The 17,085-nt window shown below is 62.4% G+C and carries 17 protein-coding genes; 4 read left to right on the forward strand and 13 right to left on the reverse strand.

Annotation, left to right across the window (positions count from 1 at the left end; all coding sequences use genetic code 11):
* The 6 genes from AC1RMG_RS13770 to AC1RMG_RS13795 form a co-directional block, all read right to left on the reverse strand.
* Positions 1 to 663: a class I SAM-dependent methyltransferase gene (locus AC1RMG_RS13770; RefSeq protein ID WP_041752473.1), complete on the reverse strand. Its 663-nt coding sequence runs from the start codon at positions 661 to 663 to the stop codon at positions 1 to 3.
* Positions 664 to 684: 21 nt separating this feature from the next.
* A complete protein-coding gene (locus tag AC1RMG_RS13775) occupies positions 685 to 1,218 on the reverse strand; it encodes a C40 family peptidase (protein WP_011062699.1) in 534 nt (177 codons plus the stop codon).
* Positions 1,219 to 1,382: 164 nt separating this feature from the next.
* The gene (locus tag AC1RMG_RS13780; protein WP_015636644.1) at positions 1,383 to 2,003 is read right to left on the reverse strand and encodes a C40 family peptidase; all 621 of its coding nucleotides are present in this window, start codon (positions 2,001 to 2,003) and stop codon (positions 1,383 to 1,385) included.
* A 223-nt stretch (positions 2,004 to 2,226) separates the two neighbouring features.
* Positions 2,227 to 2,931: a DnaA regulatory inactivator Hda gene (hda, locus tag AC1RMG_RS13785; RefSeq protein ID WP_007898944.1), complete on the reverse strand. Its 705-nt coding sequence runs from the start codon at positions 2,929 to 2,931 to the stop codon at positions 2,227 to 2,229.
* A 207-nt stretch (positions 2,932 to 3,138) separates the two neighbouring features.
* Positions 3,139 to 4,212 (reverse strand): AI-2E family transporter, encoded by a 1,074-nt coding sequence (locus AC1RMG_RS13790; protein WP_011062701.1) that lies wholly within the window; start codon positions 4,210 to 4,212, stop codon positions 3,139 to 3,141.
* 37 nt (positions 4,213 to 4,249) lie between these two features.
* A complete protein-coding gene (locus AC1RMG_RS13795) occupies positions 4,250 to 5,290 on the reverse strand; it encodes a DUF2066 domain-containing protein (RefSeq protein ID WP_315868654.1) in 1,041 nt (346 codons plus the stop codon).
* Positions 5,291 to 5,660: 370 nt separating this feature from the next.
* On the opposite strand from AC1RMG_RS13795, the gene purM reads away from it, so the two are divergent.
* The 4 genes from purM (at position 5,661) to AC1RMG_RS13815 (ending at position 8,576) form a co-directional block, all read left to right on the forward strand.
* Positions 5,661 to 6,719 carry a phosphoribosylformylglycinamidine cyclo-ligase gene (purM, locus tag AC1RMG_RS13800; RefSeq protein ID WP_011062703.1) on the forward strand — a complete coding sequence of 353 codons (1,059 nt, stop codon included), beginning with the start codon at positions 5,661 to 5,663 and terminating at the stop codon, positions 6,717 to 6,719.
* A gap of 11 nt (positions 6,720 to 6,730) precedes the next feature.
* The gene (gene purN, locus AC1RMG_RS13805; RefSeq protein ID WP_015636646.1) at positions 6,731 to 7,381 is read left to right on the forward strand and encodes a phosphoribosylglycinamide formyltransferase; all 651 of its coding nucleotides are present in this window, start codon (positions 6,731 to 6,733) and stop codon (positions 7,379 to 7,381) included.
* An 8-nt stretch (positions 7,382 to 7,389) separates the two neighbouring features.
* Positions 7,390 to 8,103 (forward strand): DUF3108 domain-containing protein, encoded by a 714-nt coding sequence (locus AC1RMG_RS13810; RefSeq protein WP_011062705.1) that lies wholly within the window; start codon positions 7,390 to 7,392, stop codon positions 8,101 to 8,103.
* Positions 8,104 to 8,387: 284 nt separating this feature from the next.
* Positions 8,388 to 8,576 (forward strand): hypothetical protein, encoded by a 189-nt coding sequence (locus AC1RMG_RS13815; RefSeq protein ID WP_011062706.1) that lies wholly within the window; start codon positions 8,388 to 8,390, stop codon positions 8,574 to 8,576.
* 101 nt (positions 8,577 to 8,677) lie between these two features.
* On the opposite strand, the gene AC1RMG_RS13820 is transcribed toward AC1RMG_RS13815, so the two are convergent.
* The 7 genes from AC1RMG_RS13820 to AC1RMG_RS13850 all read right to left on the reverse strand — a co-directional run bounded on the left by AC1RMG_RS13820 (position 8,678) and on the right by AC1RMG_RS13850 (position 16,904).
* Positions 8,678 to 9,217 carry a DUF2058 domain-containing protein gene (locus AC1RMG_RS13820; protein ID WP_011062707.1) on the reverse strand — a complete coding sequence of 180 codons (540 nt, stop codon included), beginning with the start codon at positions 9,215 to 9,217 and terminating at the stop codon, positions 8,678 to 8,680.
* 26 nt (positions 9,218 to 9,243) lie between these two features.
* Positions 9,244 to 10,077, reverse strand: a complete 834-nt coding sequence (mazG, locus tag AC1RMG_RS13825) for a nucleoside triphosphate pyrophosphohydrolase (RefSeq protein WP_011062708.1) — start codon at positions 10,075 to 10,077, stop codon at positions 9,244 to 9,246.
* A 24-nt stretch (positions 10,078 to 10,101) separates the two neighbouring features.
* Positions 10,102 to 12,345: a GTP diphosphokinase gene (gene relA / locus AC1RMG_RS13830; protein ID WP_011062709.1), complete on the reverse strand. Its 2,244-nt coding sequence runs from the start codon at positions 12,343 to 12,345 to the stop codon at positions 10,102 to 10,104.
* Positions 12,346 to 12,467: 122 nt separating this feature from the next.
* Entirely contained in the window at positions 12,468 to 13,820 is a 1,353-nt protein-coding gene (rlmD, locus tag AC1RMG_RS13835) for a 23S rRNA (uracil(1939)-C(5))-methyltransferase RlmD (protein ID WP_493169431.1), read from the reverse strand.
* The gene (cysM, locus tag AC1RMG_RS13840; RefSeq protein WP_011062711.1) at positions 13,820 to 14,722 is read right to left on the reverse strand and encodes a cysteine synthase CysM; all 903 of its coding nucleotides are present in this window, start codon (positions 14,720 to 14,722) and stop codon (positions 13,820 to 13,822) included. Before cysM ends, rlmD begins: the two co-directional genes overlap by 1 nt.
* 117 nt (positions 14,723 to 14,839) lie before the next feature.
* Positions 14,840 to 16,195 carry a sensor histidine kinase gene (locus AC1RMG_RS13845; protein WP_011062712.1) on the reverse strand — a complete coding sequence of 452 codons (1,356 nt, stop codon included), beginning with the start codon at positions 16,193 to 16,195 and terminating at the stop codon, positions 14,840 to 14,842.
* Positions 16,182 to 16,904: a response regulator transcription factor gene (locus AC1RMG_RS13850; protein ID WP_011062713.1), complete on the reverse strand. Its 723-nt coding sequence runs from the start codon at positions 16,902 to 16,904 to the stop codon at positions 16,182 to 16,184. Before AC1RMG_RS13850 ends, AC1RMG_RS13845 begins: the two co-directional genes overlap by 14 nt.
* Positions 16,905 to 17,085 lie beyond the last annotated feature (181 nt).

Consider the following 17,085-nt stretch of genomic DNA (forward strand, 5'->3'; position numbering starts at 1 on the left):
TCAACGCTTGCGGCACAGCGTCAGACCATCTCCCAGCGGCAGCAGCGACAGATCGATACGCGAGTCATCCTTCAAGGCGCGATTGAGCGCCTGGATGGCTCGGGTATCCTCGCTCAGGGAATCGGTCTCCAGCACGCGCCCGCTCCACAGGGTGTTATCGAACACCAGCAGCCCGCCAACGCGCAGCAGGCCCAGCGCGACCTCCAGGTAGGCCGGGTAGTTGGCCTTGTCGGCATCGATGAAGATCAGGTCGAAACAGCCAAGCTGCCCCGCTCGCTCCAGGCTGGCCAGGGTATCCAGGGCCGGGGCCAGGCGCAGTTCGATGCGCTGGCCCACCCCCGCCTCCTGCCAGTAGCGCAGGGCCGTAGCGTTGTAGTCGCCGGGAATGTCGCAGCAGATCAGAGAACCGTCTTCAGGCAGCGCCTGGGCCATGCACAGGGCGCTGTAGCCGGTGAAGGTGCCGACCTCCAGCACGCGACGGGCGCCGGTCAACTTCACCAGCAACGCGAGGAACTGGCCCTGCTCGGGCGCCACCTGCCAACGGGCGGTGGGCATTGCCTGGGTTTCATCCCGCAGACGACGCAGCAGGGGCGTTTCACGCAGGGAAACGTCCAGCAGGTAATGGTAGAGGGCATCGTCGAGGTTCAGCGTCCGAGCGGTCACAGGCACCTCGACCAGAGAAGATTAGGGATTGCGCGCCAGGTGTTCTGGCTGCAGGACGCGCTTCGCGCTCAGGTAGGCCTTCTGCCAATAGGCCTTGGACAGGCTGTCGAGCTTCACCGTGCCGCCGGTAGCCGGCGCATGCACGAAGCGCCCTTCCCCCACGTAGATGCCCGCATGGCTGACCTGGGAGCCGCCATTGGTGGCGAAGAAGATCAGATCGCCGGTCTGCAGCGCGTTCTTGCCCACATCCGGCGCCTGCATGCCGATCATTTCCCGGGTTGAACGCGGCAGGGAAATACCCGCCGCATCGCGGTAGACGTAACCGATCAGGCCACTGCAGTCGAAACCGGAATCCGGGGTGTTGCCGCCCCAGCGATAAGGCGTGCCCACCAGCCCAAGGGCGCGGAACAGCACGTCTTCGGCAACCGGAGAGAAGGTTTGGGAGGAGTTGAACACCGGAGCACGCACCACAGGCGCAGGCGGCGGGGTACGGCTGGCACAGGCGCTGAGCAGCGCTGCGAGGGCAATAAGAGCAAAACGGGCTGAGGTCGACATAAGCTGGACAATCCTGATCGGGATGCGGCTTTCTCTGCCGTGGCACTGAAAACAAAACCGCGTAAGCAAGGCTTACGCGGTTAGTTTCAACAATAGATCAGGATTCTAGCGCCTACACGCCAAACTTCAAGTAAGACTTTAACTTCGCCCTACAAATAGTCCGCTTATTTGCGTGCAGTGACCACGGTTGGAGCCATGGCAAGTGCGCGCTTGGCTTCGATGAAGGTCTTGCTCCAGTAGCTATCGCCCAGGCTGTCGACCCGCACACCGCCACTGCGACGGCTGCTGGAGTGGATGAACTGGTCATCGCCCAGGTAGATACCTGCGTGGCTGACGCGCCCACGGCCGTTGGTGCTGAAGAACAGCAGATCACCCGGCTTGAGATTGTTGCGCGCTACCAGAGGCGCTTTCACGTTGATCATTTCGCGAGTGGAACGCGGCAGGTTCATGCCCGCCTCTTCACGAAACAGATAACCGATGAAACCGCTGCAATCGAAGCCGGCTTCCGAGGTACCGCCGAAACGGTAACGGGTACCGATCAGGGACATGCCGCGCTCGAGGATGCTGTCAGCCAGAACTGGCAACTGGTAAGGCTTGCTGTCAGAGAACTCTGCCAGTTCCTTTTCAGTTGCCAGCTCTTCCTGATAAACAGCGGAAGACTGGTTTTTGACGGAGACTTGAGCCTGCTGGACAGGTTGCTGCTGGGACACCGGAGTGTGGGAGGCGCAACCAAACAACAGGGTGACGAGTGCGAGAGGCACGAGGGGTGCGAAGCGATTTAGCATGGGCACGACCGTGGCTTGAAATAAAAGAAGACGCGACTATGCCTTCTATCGCCCTCATTTGCAAATTCAATCGATCAGAATGTGACTTATGAGTTTCTTCCGTACATCTAAGGCTTTAAGCCCATTTTAAGTCCGCCCACCTCTGGAAACCCTTCCAAAGGTGCGTTTTCTGGCGCCTGGAATATGCCGAAGGTCGCCCCCGAAAGCCCTGGAAGCCTTGTCTTTACCAGCCCAGGGTCTCTTTCAGAAAAGGGATGGTCAGCTTGCGCTGGGCCTGCAACGAAGCCTGGTCGAGGCGCTCGAGAAGCTCGAACAGGGCACTCATGCTGCGGGTACCGCGGGTCAGGATGAAATGCCCGACCTCGTCGGTCAGATGCAGCCCCCGGCGGGATGCCCTTAGCTGCAAGGCACGCAATTTGTCTTCGTCGGAGAGCGGGCGCATCTGAAAGATCAGTGCCAGGGTCAGGCGAGACTTCAAATCCGCCAGCTTCACCGGCAACTCGCGAGGCGAGGTCGAGGCCGCGATCAACAGGCGCCGACCACTGTCGCGCAAGCGGTTGAACAGATGAAACAGCGCTTCTTCCCAATCCGCCTTGCCAGCCACAGCCTGCAGGTCATCCAGGCAGACCAGCTCGTACTGTTCCAGGTTGTCGAGAATCTCGATACCGCGATCCAGAAGCTCCGCCAGCGGCAGATACACCGCCGGCTCCCCCAACTGCTCGAAACGCAGGCACGCGGCCTGCAGCAAGTGCGTGCGGCCCACCCCATCCTTGCCCCAGAGGTAGATCAGGCTTTCGGTCCAGCCGGCGTCGGCTTCGCAGAGGCGCTCGACGTAGCCGAGTGCTGCGGCATTGGCGCCTGGGTAGTAGTTGATGAAGGTGGCGTCATCACGCAGACGCACACCTAGGGGCAGCTGAATCGGTTTCATGCTGACTGAACAGTTCCAAACGAACCGTTAGTGGCCTCTGTGTAAAGTTTGCAAAGTTTATACCCGTGACGCCGAGCGCACAATGCAGCAGACCACAAGCAAAATCAAAGGTTTGCGACAGCCAAACGCAATCGAAGGGCGTTCCTTGACAGCTACCGTGACGGCCAGCCAAGCGCCGCCAACCGTCACGCAGGCCCGCGCGCCCCTTTACAACTCGGGGTCTTCAGCACCGCTGTAGAGATCCGAATCCTTGTACAGATCATGCACATGGCGCACCAGCACCATGATCACCGCTGCCACCGGCAGCGCCAGCAGCACCCCGGTAAAACCGAACAGTTCGCCGCCGGCAAGAATGGCAAAGATCACCGCCACCGGGTGCAGGCCGATGCGATCGCCCACCAGCAACGGCGTCAGCACCATGCCCTCAAGGGCTTGCCCCACCATGAATACCGCGACAATGCCGATCATCGGATACAGGTCGCCACCGAACTGGAACAGCCCGGCAATCAGCGCCGCACCAATGCCGATGACAAAGCCCATATACGGCACGATTGCCGCCAGACCGGCAATCAGACCGATCAACAGCCCCAGCTCCAGCCCCACCAGCATCAGGCCCGCGGCGTAGATCACCCCGAGAGCCAGCATCACCAGCAATTGCCCGCGAACAAAAGCCCCCAGCACTTCATGGCACTCCCCGGCCAGAGACACCACCTGCTCTTCGCGGCTGCGTGGCAACAGGCTGCGGATCTTGGCCATCATCAAGTCCCAGTCCCGCAGCAGATAGAAGCTGACCACCGGGATCAGCACCAGATTGGCCAGCCAGCCGATCAGCGCCAGGCCCGAAGCCGTTGCCTGGCTCAGCACCACGCCGACGATATCGGTGGTCTGGCCCATGTGCTCGCTGATGGCCGCCTTGACCTTGTCGAACTTCCAGAAGCCGTCCGCCAGACCGAGCTTGGACTGCACCCAGGGCATGGCGCTGTGCTGGACCCAATCGAGCATCTGCGGCGCCAGTTCATAGAGCCGCACCAACTGCTTGGCCAGCATGGGCACCAGCACCAGCAGCAGGGTCATAACGATCAGGGTGAACAAGGCGAATACCGCCACCACGCCCCAGGTCCGCGACAACCCCCATTGCTCCAGCCGGTCCACCAGCGGATCGAACAGGTAGGCCAGCAATAACGCCACCAGGAACGGACTGAGGATCGGGTGCAGCAGGTAGACGAACCCGCAGGCCAGGAGCACGACACCCAACCAGACCCAACGACGCGTATCAGCCATATACCTCTCCAGCTTCTATATAGAAGGAAACAATCTGCTACCAACGAAAACGCAGTTGGGCCTGCGGCGCCACCGGGGCGGTCCCTTCAGCGCCTTGTACAGGAGCTTGCGGCGCAGGCGCTTCACCCGCCGGAATCTCTTGCAGCTTGGCCAGCGACAGTTGCGCCCGCAGCTGCTCCGCACTGCCGTTGACGCGATAGACGATCCGATCACCGTCAACGCTCTGCAACTGCGCACCAAAAGGCTCCAGCAAGTGCCCAAGGGCCGCGTAATGCTCCAGAGTCATTCCCTGCACTTCCAGCAACTGCTCGCTGGAAGCACCAGGACGAGTGACGAAACGGGGCGCCAGACGCTGGCTCACCGCCAGCAACACCCCATCGGCCAGGGCCGCGGTATCGGCGCCCTGGACAGTGCCCTGCTCCTTCTGATCGCCCAGCCACAGCCGCCACTTGGCTTGCCATTGGCCACCTTCTTCCCGGGCATGTACCGCCAGCAACGCATCAGCACCGTAACGCTCGGAGGCTTCGCGCAGCGGCGCCGGATCGGAACCTTCAAGATTCGGCGCCGTGGCGACGATCTGCTCGTTCAGATCCCCCAGCGGCAGGCGCAGGGGCAAGCCACGATGTTGAGCCGCACGCCGCAAGGGCGCCGCGCTGGCCTGACCATCACCCACCAGGCTCGAGCCTTCGGTGGAATCACTCAGCCACCAGCCGATGATCGACGGCCGGTTGTTGCCCCAGAGCGATAGCCCGGCCTGACGCAGGGCGCGATCGGTGGTGACCGGATCGAAATCCACCTGCAGGCTTTCCGGCGGGCCGGCGTCGTAGCCGTACTGACTGATGATCTGCTGCGGGTCCTTGCGTATCGCCGCCAGCCCTGGCCCCTGGGCGGCCTTGGCGTCGCCAGTGAGGCGCAGCACCAGGGTTTCCAGGGCCCGTTGCGTGGCCTGGTCGCGCTCTTCGGGCGACTGGCTGCTCACAGGCTCACGCACTTGATACAGGCCATTGAGGGTTTCGGCATGACTCGCCAGGCTGACCAATGACAAACAGCCCACAAACAGAAATTTACCCAGACGCATGGAAGATTCCCGACGACAGAAAACGATTGAAACAGCGCACTTGAACCGCGGCGAGCAAGGCTGTGACCACAAGCCTGGGCAAAACATTCACCCGGCGCCCGATAGTTTTCGCGCTGTCATAACGATAGCCACTTGAGCGCTATACCTTATACAGGCATGGGCAGGAGCACCAACACGACCAATCGCGGTTTTTTTAACAGGATATGCCTCTCCCCGTCGGCCCGAGGATGGCCGCTGCCCCTCAAGCCTGATAAAATCGCGCGCCTTCGCAGACCGGCATCAGCTGGGCACCCTGAAACGCTTTTCCTGTGTTTCCGGCAGTCTCACTGGTTCGGTCGATACCCCTGAATCCCCCCTAAAGGCCTGGATCATGAGCAAGCAACCCTCCCTGAGCTACAAAGACGCCGGTGTAGACATCGACGCCGGTGAAGCATTGGTCGAACGCATCAAGAGCGTCGCCAAGCGCACTGCGCGCCCGGAAGTCATGGGCGGCCTGGGCGGTTTCGGCGCCCTCTGCGAAATCCCGGCCGGCTACAAGCAACCGGTGCTGGTCTCCGGCACTGACGGCGTCGGCACCAAGCTGCGCCTGGCCCTGAACCTGAACAAGCACGACAGCATCGGCATCGACCTGGTGGCCATGTGCGTCAACGACCTGGTGGTCTGCGGCGCCGAACCGCTGTTCTTCCTCGACTACTACGCCACCGGCAAGCTCAACGTCGATACCGCAGCCCAAGTGGTAACCGGCATCGGCGCTGGCTGCGAGCTGTCCGGCTGCTCCCTGGTGGGCGGCGAAACCGCTGAAATGCCCGGCATGTACGAAGGCGAAGACTACGACCTGGCCGGCTTCTGCGTAGGTGTGGTGGAAAAGGCCGAGATCATCGACGGCTCGAAAGTTGCCGCCGGCGATGCCCTGCTGGCCCTGCCCTCCTCCGGCCCGCACTCCAACGGCTACTCGCTGATCCGCAAGATCATCGAAGTCTCCGGCGCCGACATCGAAAGCATCCAGCTGGACGGCAAACCACTGACCGACCTGCTGATGGCGCCGACCCGCATCTACGTCAAGCCACTGCTGAAGCTGATCAAGGACACCGGCGCGGTCAAGGCCATGGCCCACATCACCGGTGGCGGCCTGCTGGACAACATCCCGCGTGTGCTGCCAAAAGGCGCCCAGGCCGTGGTCGACGTGGCGAGCTGGCAGCGCCCGGCGGTCTTCGACTGGCTGCAGGAAAAAGGCAACGTCGACGAGCACGAAATGCACCGCGTGCTGAACTGCGGCGTGGGCATGGTCATCTGCGTGGCCCAGGATCAGGTCGAGAACGCCCTGAAGGTCCTGCGCGAGGCGGGCGAGCAGCCATGGGTCATCGGCCAGATCGCCACCGCAGCCGAAGGCGCGGCCCAGGTCGAGCTGAAGAACCTCAAGGCTCACTGATGCAAGAGCGGATGTCGCCGACCTGTGACGTTGTGGTGCTGTTGTCCGGCACCGGCAGTAACCTGCAAGCCTTGATCGACAGCGTGCACACCGGCGACAGCCCGGTGCGCATCGCCGCCGTGATCTCCAACCGCGCTGACGCCTATGGCCTGCAGCGCGCCAAGGAAGCGGGTATCGCTACCCGCTTCCTCGATCACACCGCCTTCGAAGGCCGGGAGGCCTTCGATCAGGGGCTGATCGAGCTGATCGATACCTTCCAACCCAAACTGGTGGTCCTGGCCGGATTCATGCGCATTCTCAGCGCCGGGTTCGTCCGCCACTACCAGGGCCGGCTGCTGAATATCCACCCCTCGCTGCTCCCGAAATACAAAGGGTTACACACTCATCAGCGGGCGCTGGAGGCCGGAGATACGGAGCATGGCTGCAGCGTGCACTTCGTCACCGAGGAACTCGATGGCGGCCCTCTGGTCGTACAGGCTGTGATCCCGGTAGAGTTGCACGACTCGCCGCAGAGCCTGGCGCAGCGAGTGCACGTCCAGGAACACCGGATTTACCCCATGGCCGTACGCTGGTTTGCCGAAGGTCGGCTGACGCTCGGCGATCAGGGTGCTTTACTGGATGGTCAATTACTGGCCGCCAGCGGCTATTTGATTCGAACCTAGGAGATTTTATGCGTCGCGCCCTGCTCTTCGCTTGCGCTCTGTTCGCCCTGCCGGCTGTGCAGGCGGCAGACCTTCACCCGTTCTCCGCCAGCTACACCGCCGACTGGAAGCAACTGCCCATGAGCGGCACTGCTGAACGCAGCCTGGAAAAAACCGCCAATGGTGCGTGGAAACTCAGCTTCAAGGCATCGATGATGATTGCCAGCCTGAGCGAGGAAAGCACCCTGACCCTGGACAAGGACACCCTGGTGCCCCAGTCCTATCGCTTCGAGCGTGGCGGTCTGGGCAAAGCCAAGAAAGCCGACCTGGATTTCGACTGGAAAGCCAAGATGGTCACCGGCACCGACCGTGGTGATGCGGTCAAGCTGCCGCTGAACACCGGCATGGTGGATAAATCCACCTACCAGCTGGCCCTGCAGCACGATGTGGCAGCCGGCAAGAAGACCATGAGCTATCAAGTGGTCGACGGCGGTGAAGTCGACACCTATGACTTCCGTGTCCTGGGCTCGGAGAAGGTTGACACCAAGGCTGGCCAGATCGATGCGATCAAGGTCGAGCGCGTTCGCGACCCGACACAGAGCAAACGCATCACCGTGATGTGGTTCGCCAAGGACTGGGATTACCTGCTGGTGCGTCTGCAACAGGTGGAAACCGACGGCAAGGAGTACAACATCATGCTCCTCAACGGCACCGTTGACGGCAAGACGGTCAAAGGCAGCTGAGCCGCAGCAGTCACGAAGCCTCGCGAAAGCGGGGCTTTTTTTTGCCCGGGATTTGGTTCCTCGCCCGCACAGCAAGCCCCGGCACAAGCCCTCGAAGATGAAACTTTTGTCATGAAGCGGTACGCCCTGCGGCGAAATGTCACGGTTTACGCGGGCTGCAGGATTTTCTTCGATTCTGCAAAGGTTTGTTGCAGCGCCAGGCAATTTACTTAGCAAGCTAACAAAATATATAACAGAGTCCTGCACACGCCTTGCTGCAGATCAACAGAGATTGGAGCTAGCAGATGACTGTAAAAGTAACTGAACGCGACGATTCACATATGTCCCATGAAGGCGTAGCCGCGGGTGTACGGATCTGGGATGTACATCAACAAGACATGCTGGTGGGCATGTTCCACTCCGAGAGCGACGCCCACAGCTACAAGGCTGAATTGGAAAAACTCGAGCAGAACCGCGCGCCCCAGAGCTCCTGACTCGACCTCAGTGCCGGAGTGCCGGGATCTCCACGCGGATCAACGGCCTCCCCCACAAACGACAAACCCCGCCATGAGCGGGGTTTGTCGTTATTCAAGGCTTACCACATCAGATCGTCGGGGATCTGGTAGGCCGCGTACGGATCATCTTCATCCGGCGCCTCGGTGGGCGTATTGAGCTGCACGATACGGCGCGGGTCGCGCTCCTGGATCTTCAGCGCGGCTTCCCGCGGAATCACCTCGTAGCCGCCGCCATGGTGGACGATGGCCAGGGAGCCGCTGCTCAGCTTGTTGCGCATGAGGGTATTCACCGACAGGCGCTTGACCTTCTTGTCGTCGACGAAGTTGTAGTAGTCCTCGGTGTTCAGCTTGGGCAGCCGCGACACTTCGATCAGTTGCTTGACCTGCGCCGCGCGGGCTTTCTGCTCGGCCTTTTCCTGTTGCTGACGGTTGAGCTCCTGGTCGCGCTTGACCTTCTCGGCCATGGCTTCCTGGGCCGCACGCTGCTGGGAGTCATCGAGTTCGATCTGGCCTTTGTGGGCCAGACGCTGCTGCTTCTGCTTGTCTTTGCTGACCTGCTTGGCCTGCTTTTGGTTGACCAGCCCTGCTTTGAGCAACTGGTCGCGAAGGGAAAGGCTCATGGTGCTTACTCACTTAGGCAACGGCCTCAGCCGCAGCTGGGCAAATTCTTTTCCTGACGTTTGGCTTCGCCCCACAGGGCATCCAACTCTTCGAGGGTGCAATCTTCCATGGGACGGGCAGTGTCGCGCAATGCCTGCTCGATAAATCGGAAGCGTCGGTCGAACTTGGCGTTGGCACCGCGCAGGGCGGTTTCCGGGTCGACCTTGAGGTGCCGGGCCAGGTTGACCACGACAAACAGCAAGTCGCCGATTTCATCGGTGATCGCCGCCGCATCGTTGTCGGCCATGGCTTCCAGCACTTCATCCAGCTCTTCACGAACCTTGTCCACCACCGGCAGGGCTTCGGGCCAGTCGAAACCGACCTGGGCCGCACGCTTTTGCAACTTGGCGGCGCGGGACAAGGCCGGCAAGGCCACCGGCACATCATCGAGCAAGGACAACTGCTGGGGAGCCTCGGACTTCTCCGCGCGCTCCTCGGCCTTGATCTGCTCCCAACGCTCCTTGACCTGGTCTTCATCGAGCCGCGGGATGTCCAGCGGCGCGTACAGGTCCCCGGTGGGAAATACATGGGGATGCCGGCGGATCAGCTTGCGCGTGATGCCGTCCACCACCGCGTCGAACTCGAAACGCCCCTCCTCCCGGGCCAGCTGGCTGTAGTACACCACCTGGAACAGCAGGTCCCCCAGCTCGCCCTGCAAGTGGTCGAAGTCGCCGCGCTCGATGGCGTCGGCCACTTCATAGGCCTCTTCCAGGGTATGGGGGACGATGCTGGCGTAGTTCTGCTTGATGTCCCACGGGCAGCCGTACTGCGGGTCGCGCAGGCGCGCCATGAGGTGGAGCAGGTCTTCAAGGCTGTACATCAGTTCATCCATTTCATACAGGCATCAGGGGGTCCGGTTGCGCCGGGTCTCGATGATGTTTGGCAACTGGGAAATCCGCCCCAACAGGCGACCCAACGCGTCCAGCCCCGGGATCTCGATAGTCAGGGACATCAACGCGGTGTTGTCCTCCTTGTTCGAGCGGGTGTTGACCGCCAGCACGTTGATCCGCTCGTTGAGCAGCACCTGGGACACATCACGCAGCAGGCCGGAACGGTCGTAGGCGCGGATGATGATATCCACCGGATAGGTCAGCACCGGCACCGGCCCCCAGCTGACCTGGATGATCCGCTCCGGCTCGCGCCCGGCCAATTGCAGCACCGAGGCGCAGTCCTGGCGGTGAATGCTCACGCCGCGGCCCTGGGTGATGTAGCCGACGATCGCATCCCCCGGCAATGGCTGGCAGCAGCCGGCCATCTGGGTCATCAGGTTGCCCACGCCCTGGATCTGGATGTCGCCACGCTTGCCCGGCTTGTAGCCGGCAGCCTTGCGCGGAATCAACTCCAGTTGCTCGTTGCCCCGCTCCGGCTCCACCAGTTGCTGGGCCAGGTTGACCAGTTGCGCCAGGCGCAGGTCGCCCGCGCCCAGGGCGGCGAACATGTCCTCGGCGATCTTCATGTTGGCCTTCTCGGCCAGCTTGTCGAAATCCACCTGTGGCAGGCCGAGTCGGCTCAGTTCGCGTTCCAGCAGGGTCTTGCCGGCGGCGACGTTCTGATCGCGGGCCTGGAGCTTGAACCAGTGGACGATCTTCGCCCGCGCCCGGGACGTGGTGACATAGCCCAGGTTCGGGTTCAGCCAGTCGCGGCTCGGCGTGCCGTGCTTGCTGGTGATGATCTCCACCTGCTCGCCGGTCTGCAGGCTGTAGTTGAGCGGCACGATGCGCCCGTTGATCTTCGCGCCCCGGCAGTTGTGGCCGATCTCGGTGTGCACCCGGTAGGCGAAATCCAGCGGCGTGGCGCCCTTGGGCAGGTCGATGGCGTGACCGTCGGGGGTGAAGATGTACACCCGGTCCGGTTCGATATCCACCCGCAGCTGTTCGGCCAGACCGCCGATATCCCCCAGTTCCTCGTGCCATTCGAGCACCTGGCGCAACCAGGAGATTTTCTCTTCGTAATGGTTGGAGCCGGACTTGACGTCGGTGCCCTTGTACTTCCAGTGCGCGCAAACCCCCAGCTCCGCCTCTTCGTGCATGGCGTGGGTACGGATCTGCACTTCCAGCACCTTGCCCTCAGGGCCGATCACCGCCGTGTGCAACGAGCGGTAGCCGTTCTCCTTGGGGTTGGCGATGTAGTCGTCGAACTCTTTGGGGATGTGCCGCCACAGGGTATGCACGATGCCCAGCGCGGTGTAGCAATCGCGCATTTCCGGCACCAGCACCCGCACCGCGCGCACGTCGTAGATCTGGCTGAATTCCAGGCCCTTGCGCTGCATTTTGCGCCAGATGGAATAGATGTGCTTGGCCCGCCCACTGATGTCGGCGTTGACCCCGGTGGCCTTCAGTTCGTTCTGCAGCTGGTTCATCACGTCGCTGATGAAACGCTCGCGATCCAGGCGCCGCTCATGCAGCAGCTTGGCGATCTGCTTGTACTGCTCGGGCTCCAGGTAACGGAAGGACAGGTCTTCCAGCTCCCACTTGATATGCCCGATACCCAGGCGGTGAGCCAGGGGTGCGTAGATGTCGAAGACTTCCCGGGCAACCCGGTTGCGCTTCTCTTCGTCGGCGCTTTTTACCGCTCGAATCGCACAGGTACGCTCGGCCAGCTTGATCAGTGCAACCCGCACGTCATCTACCATGGCCACCAGCATCTTGCGCAGGTTTTCCACCTGGGCCTGGGTGCCCAGCACCAGGGACTGACGGGGGCTGAGGCTGGCGGTAATGGCCGCCATGCGCAAGACGCCATCGATCAGCTTGGTGACCACCGGACCAAACCGCTGGCTGACCGCCGGCAACTGGATCTGGCCCTCGCGGACACCCCGGTAGAGTACCGCGGCAACCAGGGAGTCCTGATCCAGCTTGAGATCGGCGAGGATCTCGGCGATCTCCAGGCCCGTGCTGAAACTCGACACGTCCTCGGGGCTGAGATTCTTCGTTGCTATGTGCTGCAGTTCCGCCTCGCGAGCGAACTCGCAGGCTTCTTTCAAGGCTTCACGGTCCAGTGCCATGTCGACGCTGACCGTATGATCGAGCCATGCCTCGAGATTGATACTGCCGTCGGTGTTGATCGGCTGGTGCGCTCTCACCTGTACCATCTTGCTTTACCTTCCCTACGACGCACATTCAATGCGTCAAATCGCTGACCTTCAACGCTCGGGTGCGGCTCGCAGGGCCAGCGCGCCACTCCCGAAAGACCAGTCGGATTAGACAAGCCATCCTAGCTCGCTTCAAATAACGCCATGGCCTCGACATGCGCCGTCTGAGGAAACATATCGAGGATCCCGGCACGTTTTAATCTATAGCCCTGCTTGATCAGTTCGACCGTGTCACGAGCCAAAGTTGCCGGATTGCATGACACGTACACCAACCGCTTGGCACCCAGGGTCGCCAACTGGCGGACCACCTCGAAAGCACCGTCGCGGGGTGGGTCCAAGAGTACCGCAGAAAAGCCTTCATCAGCCCACTCGGCAGCGCTCAGAGGTTGGGATAAATCGGCTTGAAAAAAGCGCGTGTTATGCAAATTGTTGCTGGCGGCATTCTCCGCGGCGCGCGCCACCATGGTCGCCACGCCCTCTACCGCCACCACTTCCCGCACCTGTCGGGCCAACGGCAAGGCGAAGTTGCCCAGGCCGCAAAACAGGTCCAGCACCCGCTCATCAGCTTGCGGCGCCAGCCACTCCAGGGCCTGGGCGACCATCGCTTCATTGACTCCCGCATTGACCTGGATGAAGTCACCCGGCCGATACGCCAGGTGCAGGTCCCAGGTCTCCAGGCGGTAGCCCAGAGCCTGCGATGGATCAAAGGGTTGCGGCTCGCCTTCACCGTGCAGCCACAATTGCGCCTGATGGAAATCGCAGAAGTCCTTGAGGATCGTCAGGTCGCTGTCGGACAACGGCGCCATGTGGCGCAACAGCACCGCCAGGGCCGAACCGCTGAACAACTCCACATGCCCCAGTGCCTGAGGCTTGCTCAAGCGTCGCAGCATGGCGGGCAAACGGTTCATGACAGGTTGCAAGGCCTGTACCAGCACCGGGCAATCGTCGATGGCGACAATGTCCTGGCTACCGGCAGCGCGAAAACCCACCTCAAGTTGCTTGCCCTTGGCGTCCCAGCGCACCGCCACCCGGGCGCGGCGCCGATAGCCGAACTCGGGACCGCTCAAGGGGGCGGCCCAGGCCTCGGGCTCGACACCCGCGACCTTGGACAACTGCTCGGCGAGCATGCGCTGTTTCAGGGCAAGCTGTTCGTCATGGGGCAAATGCTGGACACTGCAACCGCCGCAACGCCCGGCATGGGCACAGGCCGCCGGGCGACGCAGATCACTGGCGTTGAAGATACGCTCGGCACGGGCCTCCACCACTTTGCCGTGGCTGCCCAACACCCGAGCTTCGACTTCTTCACCGGCCAGGGCACCGCTGACAAACCAGGTACGCCCTTCGACAAAGGCAATGCCACGGCCGTCGTTGGCCAGACGCTGAATCGTCAAACGCTGCTTCTTGCCCACTGGAATCTGCGGCGCCCGGCTACCGCCCGCCGGCTGGAAGCGCAGGCCTCTCTCGTGCTTAGCCATCAATTGGGCGCATCGAAAATGCCGGTCGACAGGTAACGATCGCCACGGTCGCAGATGATCGCGACCATGACTGCGTTTTCCACTTCCCGGGACAGGCGCAGCATCGCTGCCACCGCACCGCCGGAAGAGACGCCACAGAAGATCCCTTCTTCACGGGCCAGGCGCCGAGTCACGTCTTCGGCCTCGCTCTGGGCCATGTCGACAATCCGGTCGACCCGACTGGCCTGGTAGATCTTCGGCAGGTATTGCTCGGGCCAGCGGCGAATGCCGGGAATGGCCGAGCCTTCCATCGGCTGCAGACCGACGATCTGCACCGCCGGGTTCTGCTCCTTCAGGTAACGCGAGGTGCCCATGATGGTGCCGGTGGTGCCCATCGAGCTGATGAAGTGAGTAATGCTGCCCTGGGTCTGGCGCCAGATTTCCGGGCCGGTGCCGCTGTAGTGGGCCTCAGGGTTGTCGCCGTTGGCGAACTGGTCGAGCACCTTGCCGCGGCCTTCGGCCTGCATCCGCTCGGCCAGGTCACGGGCGCCTTCCATGCCTTCTTCCTGGCTGACCAGAATCAGCTCGGCGCCGTAGGCGGTCATCGCCGCCTTGCGCTCGGCGCTGGAGTTGTCGGGCATGATCAGGATCATCTTGTAGCCCTTGATCGCCGCAGCCATGGCCAGGGCGATGCCGGTATTGCCCGAGGTCGCTTCGATCAGGGTATCGCCGGCCTGGATCTGCCCGCGCAACTCGGCGCGGGTGATCATCGACAGTGCCGGACGGTCCTTGACCGAACCCGCCGGGTTGTTGCCCTCGAGCTTTAGCAGCAGGGTATTGCTGGTGGCGCCGGGCAGGCGCTGCAGGCGGACCAGGGGGGTGTTGCCGACGCAATCGGCGATGGTTGGGTACTGCAAGGTCATGGCGTATTCGCAATCCAGACTGCGGGGGCGCCTATCATACCGGCAAACGACCGAGCGCCATATCACGCAAAGTGCGAGCCTTATGGCTTATTGGAATAAGGCAGCCCAGGGCAAGCCTCAGGCCGCCAGCAGGCGCACGTGGATGCGCAAGCCCTGGGCCAGGTTCTGCGCCCACAACTGCCCACCCTGACGCCCTACGGCATTGCGGGCGATGCTCAGGCCCAGGCCGAAACCGCCATCCCCCGGTCGCGACCCATCCAGACGAGTGAAGGGGGCGAAGATCCTTTCCAGATCCTCTTCAGCCACCCCCGGCCCTTCGTCATCCAGCCACAGGTGCCAGTACTTGCCGTCGCGCTGGCCTCCGAGGCTGACCCGTGCTCCGGCCGGAGAATGCCGAATAGCGTTGCGCAGGATGTTTTCCAGGGCCTGGGCCAGGGTATTGAGGTGCCCGCGAACCCAGCAATCGGCCTCCAGCTCGCAACGCAGCTGCTGCGCGGACCAGCCACTCTCGAAGCAGGCATTTTCGCTGAGCATCTCCCACAACGCCTGGACCTGGATCTGCTCTTGCGGCAGTGGCGCACGCTCGGTGTCCAGCCAGGCCAGTTGCAGGCTGTCCTCCACCAGGCGCTGCATGCCGTCGACCTCCCGCGCCAAGCGTTCGCGCAGCGCGGCAAGATCACGCTCGCCATCGCAGGCCACGCGCAGGCGGCTCAGGGGGGTGCGCAACTCGTGGGACAGGTCCCGCAACAACTGCTGCTGCACCGCCACGGTACTCTGCAGACGTTCGGACATCTGATCGAACGCCCGTCCCAGTTCGCCCAGCTCGTCCCGACGCTGGGTGGTTTCACTGGACAGCCGCACGTTCAACTGCTCCGCCCGCCAGGCGTTGGCCTGCTCGCGCAACTGGTTCAGCGGCACCACCAGCAAGCGATACAGGCCGACACACAGCAACAAGGTGAACAGCCCGGGAATCACCCCATTGGTGATCACCTGCCAGAACACCCGGTAGCGCCCCGGCATGAAACGTTGCGGCAACTCGATCACCAGGCTGCCCAGGGACGGATCCTCGGGAAAGGGTACTTTCAGCCACGGCAGGCCCCGGGCGTGCCGGCTCACCGGCCAGTCGGCACCGCGCAGGAAGGTCAGGCGCTGGGCCTCCGCCGGCGTCAACGGGTAGCTGCTCAGGGATTGCAGGTCACTGCCAATCACGCCGATCCAGGTTTTCTCGCGGCTGGCGATCTGCTGGATCCAGGCATCGACACCGGCACTCTGGCCGCCCTTCCAGGCCTGCTCGGCCTCGCGGGCGTAGCTGCCCAAGGTGGCTCTGGCCTCATCGGAGAGGTAGAGGTTCTTCTGCTCCACATAACGCCCCCAGGACCAGCTCAGCCAGATCATCAACAGGCAGAAAGCTACCAACAGGCACGCCAGCTTCCAGAACAGCGAATGCCGCCCCGGCAGATCAGACCAGTTCATCTAAGGCGCTCAGCACATAACCCTTGCCCCACACGGTTCGCAGCTCACGCTCGCTGTAGCCCAGCGCCTTGAGCTTGCGACGGATCTGGCTGACATGCATGTCCAGGCTACGGTCGTGGGCCGCATAACCGCGTTGCAGTACATGCTGATAAAGGAAGGCCTTGCTCAACACCTCGTCGCCATTGCGGTGCAAGGTATCCAGCAGGCGGTATTCACTGCGGGTCAGGCCGGCCCATTGCTCGGCAAAGAACACGTCGCTGCGCTCATCGTCGAAGCGCAGGCTCTGGGCCAGGCTGACGGGTACCGGCGGCATCGGTCGCCGGTCCAGGGCGACCCGGCGCAGGATGGCCTCGATGCGCACACGCAGCTCGGCCATGCTGAATGGCTTGGGCAGGTAATCGTCGGCCCCCAGGCGGAAACCGCTGATTCGGTCGGCTTCCGCTCCCAGGGCGGACATCAGCAGCACCGGCGTGGAATGGCTCTGGCGAAAGTGCGTGAGCACTTCCAGGCCATCCATTCCGGGCAACAGGATATCCAGCAGCACCACATCGAAAGGTCGGCGCCGGGCAATGCCCAGCCCTTCCGGGCCGTTCTGGCACCAGGTCACGGCAAAGCCACAATGCTCCAGTTGCTCGCGCACATAGGCACCCAGCACCGGGTCATCTTCAATGGTCAGAATACGTGGTGGCTCAACAGATACGGGAGTCATTGACTTCTGCAAGTGATTCTCAGTTGGGCGATTATTCAAGATTGCCCGGATCGCGGCAACCAGTGCCTTGGTCGCAGCCCGGCTTCAGGCATTTCAGGCGACGGCCGCCCTGGCGCAATTTGCCAAGATCAGCCCCCGGCAAATCGTTACACTGCGCAGGTGGCGCATCACGGACGTGCCC

This window comes from Pseudomonas sp. GW822-FHT04H02 (assembly GCF_058800645.1).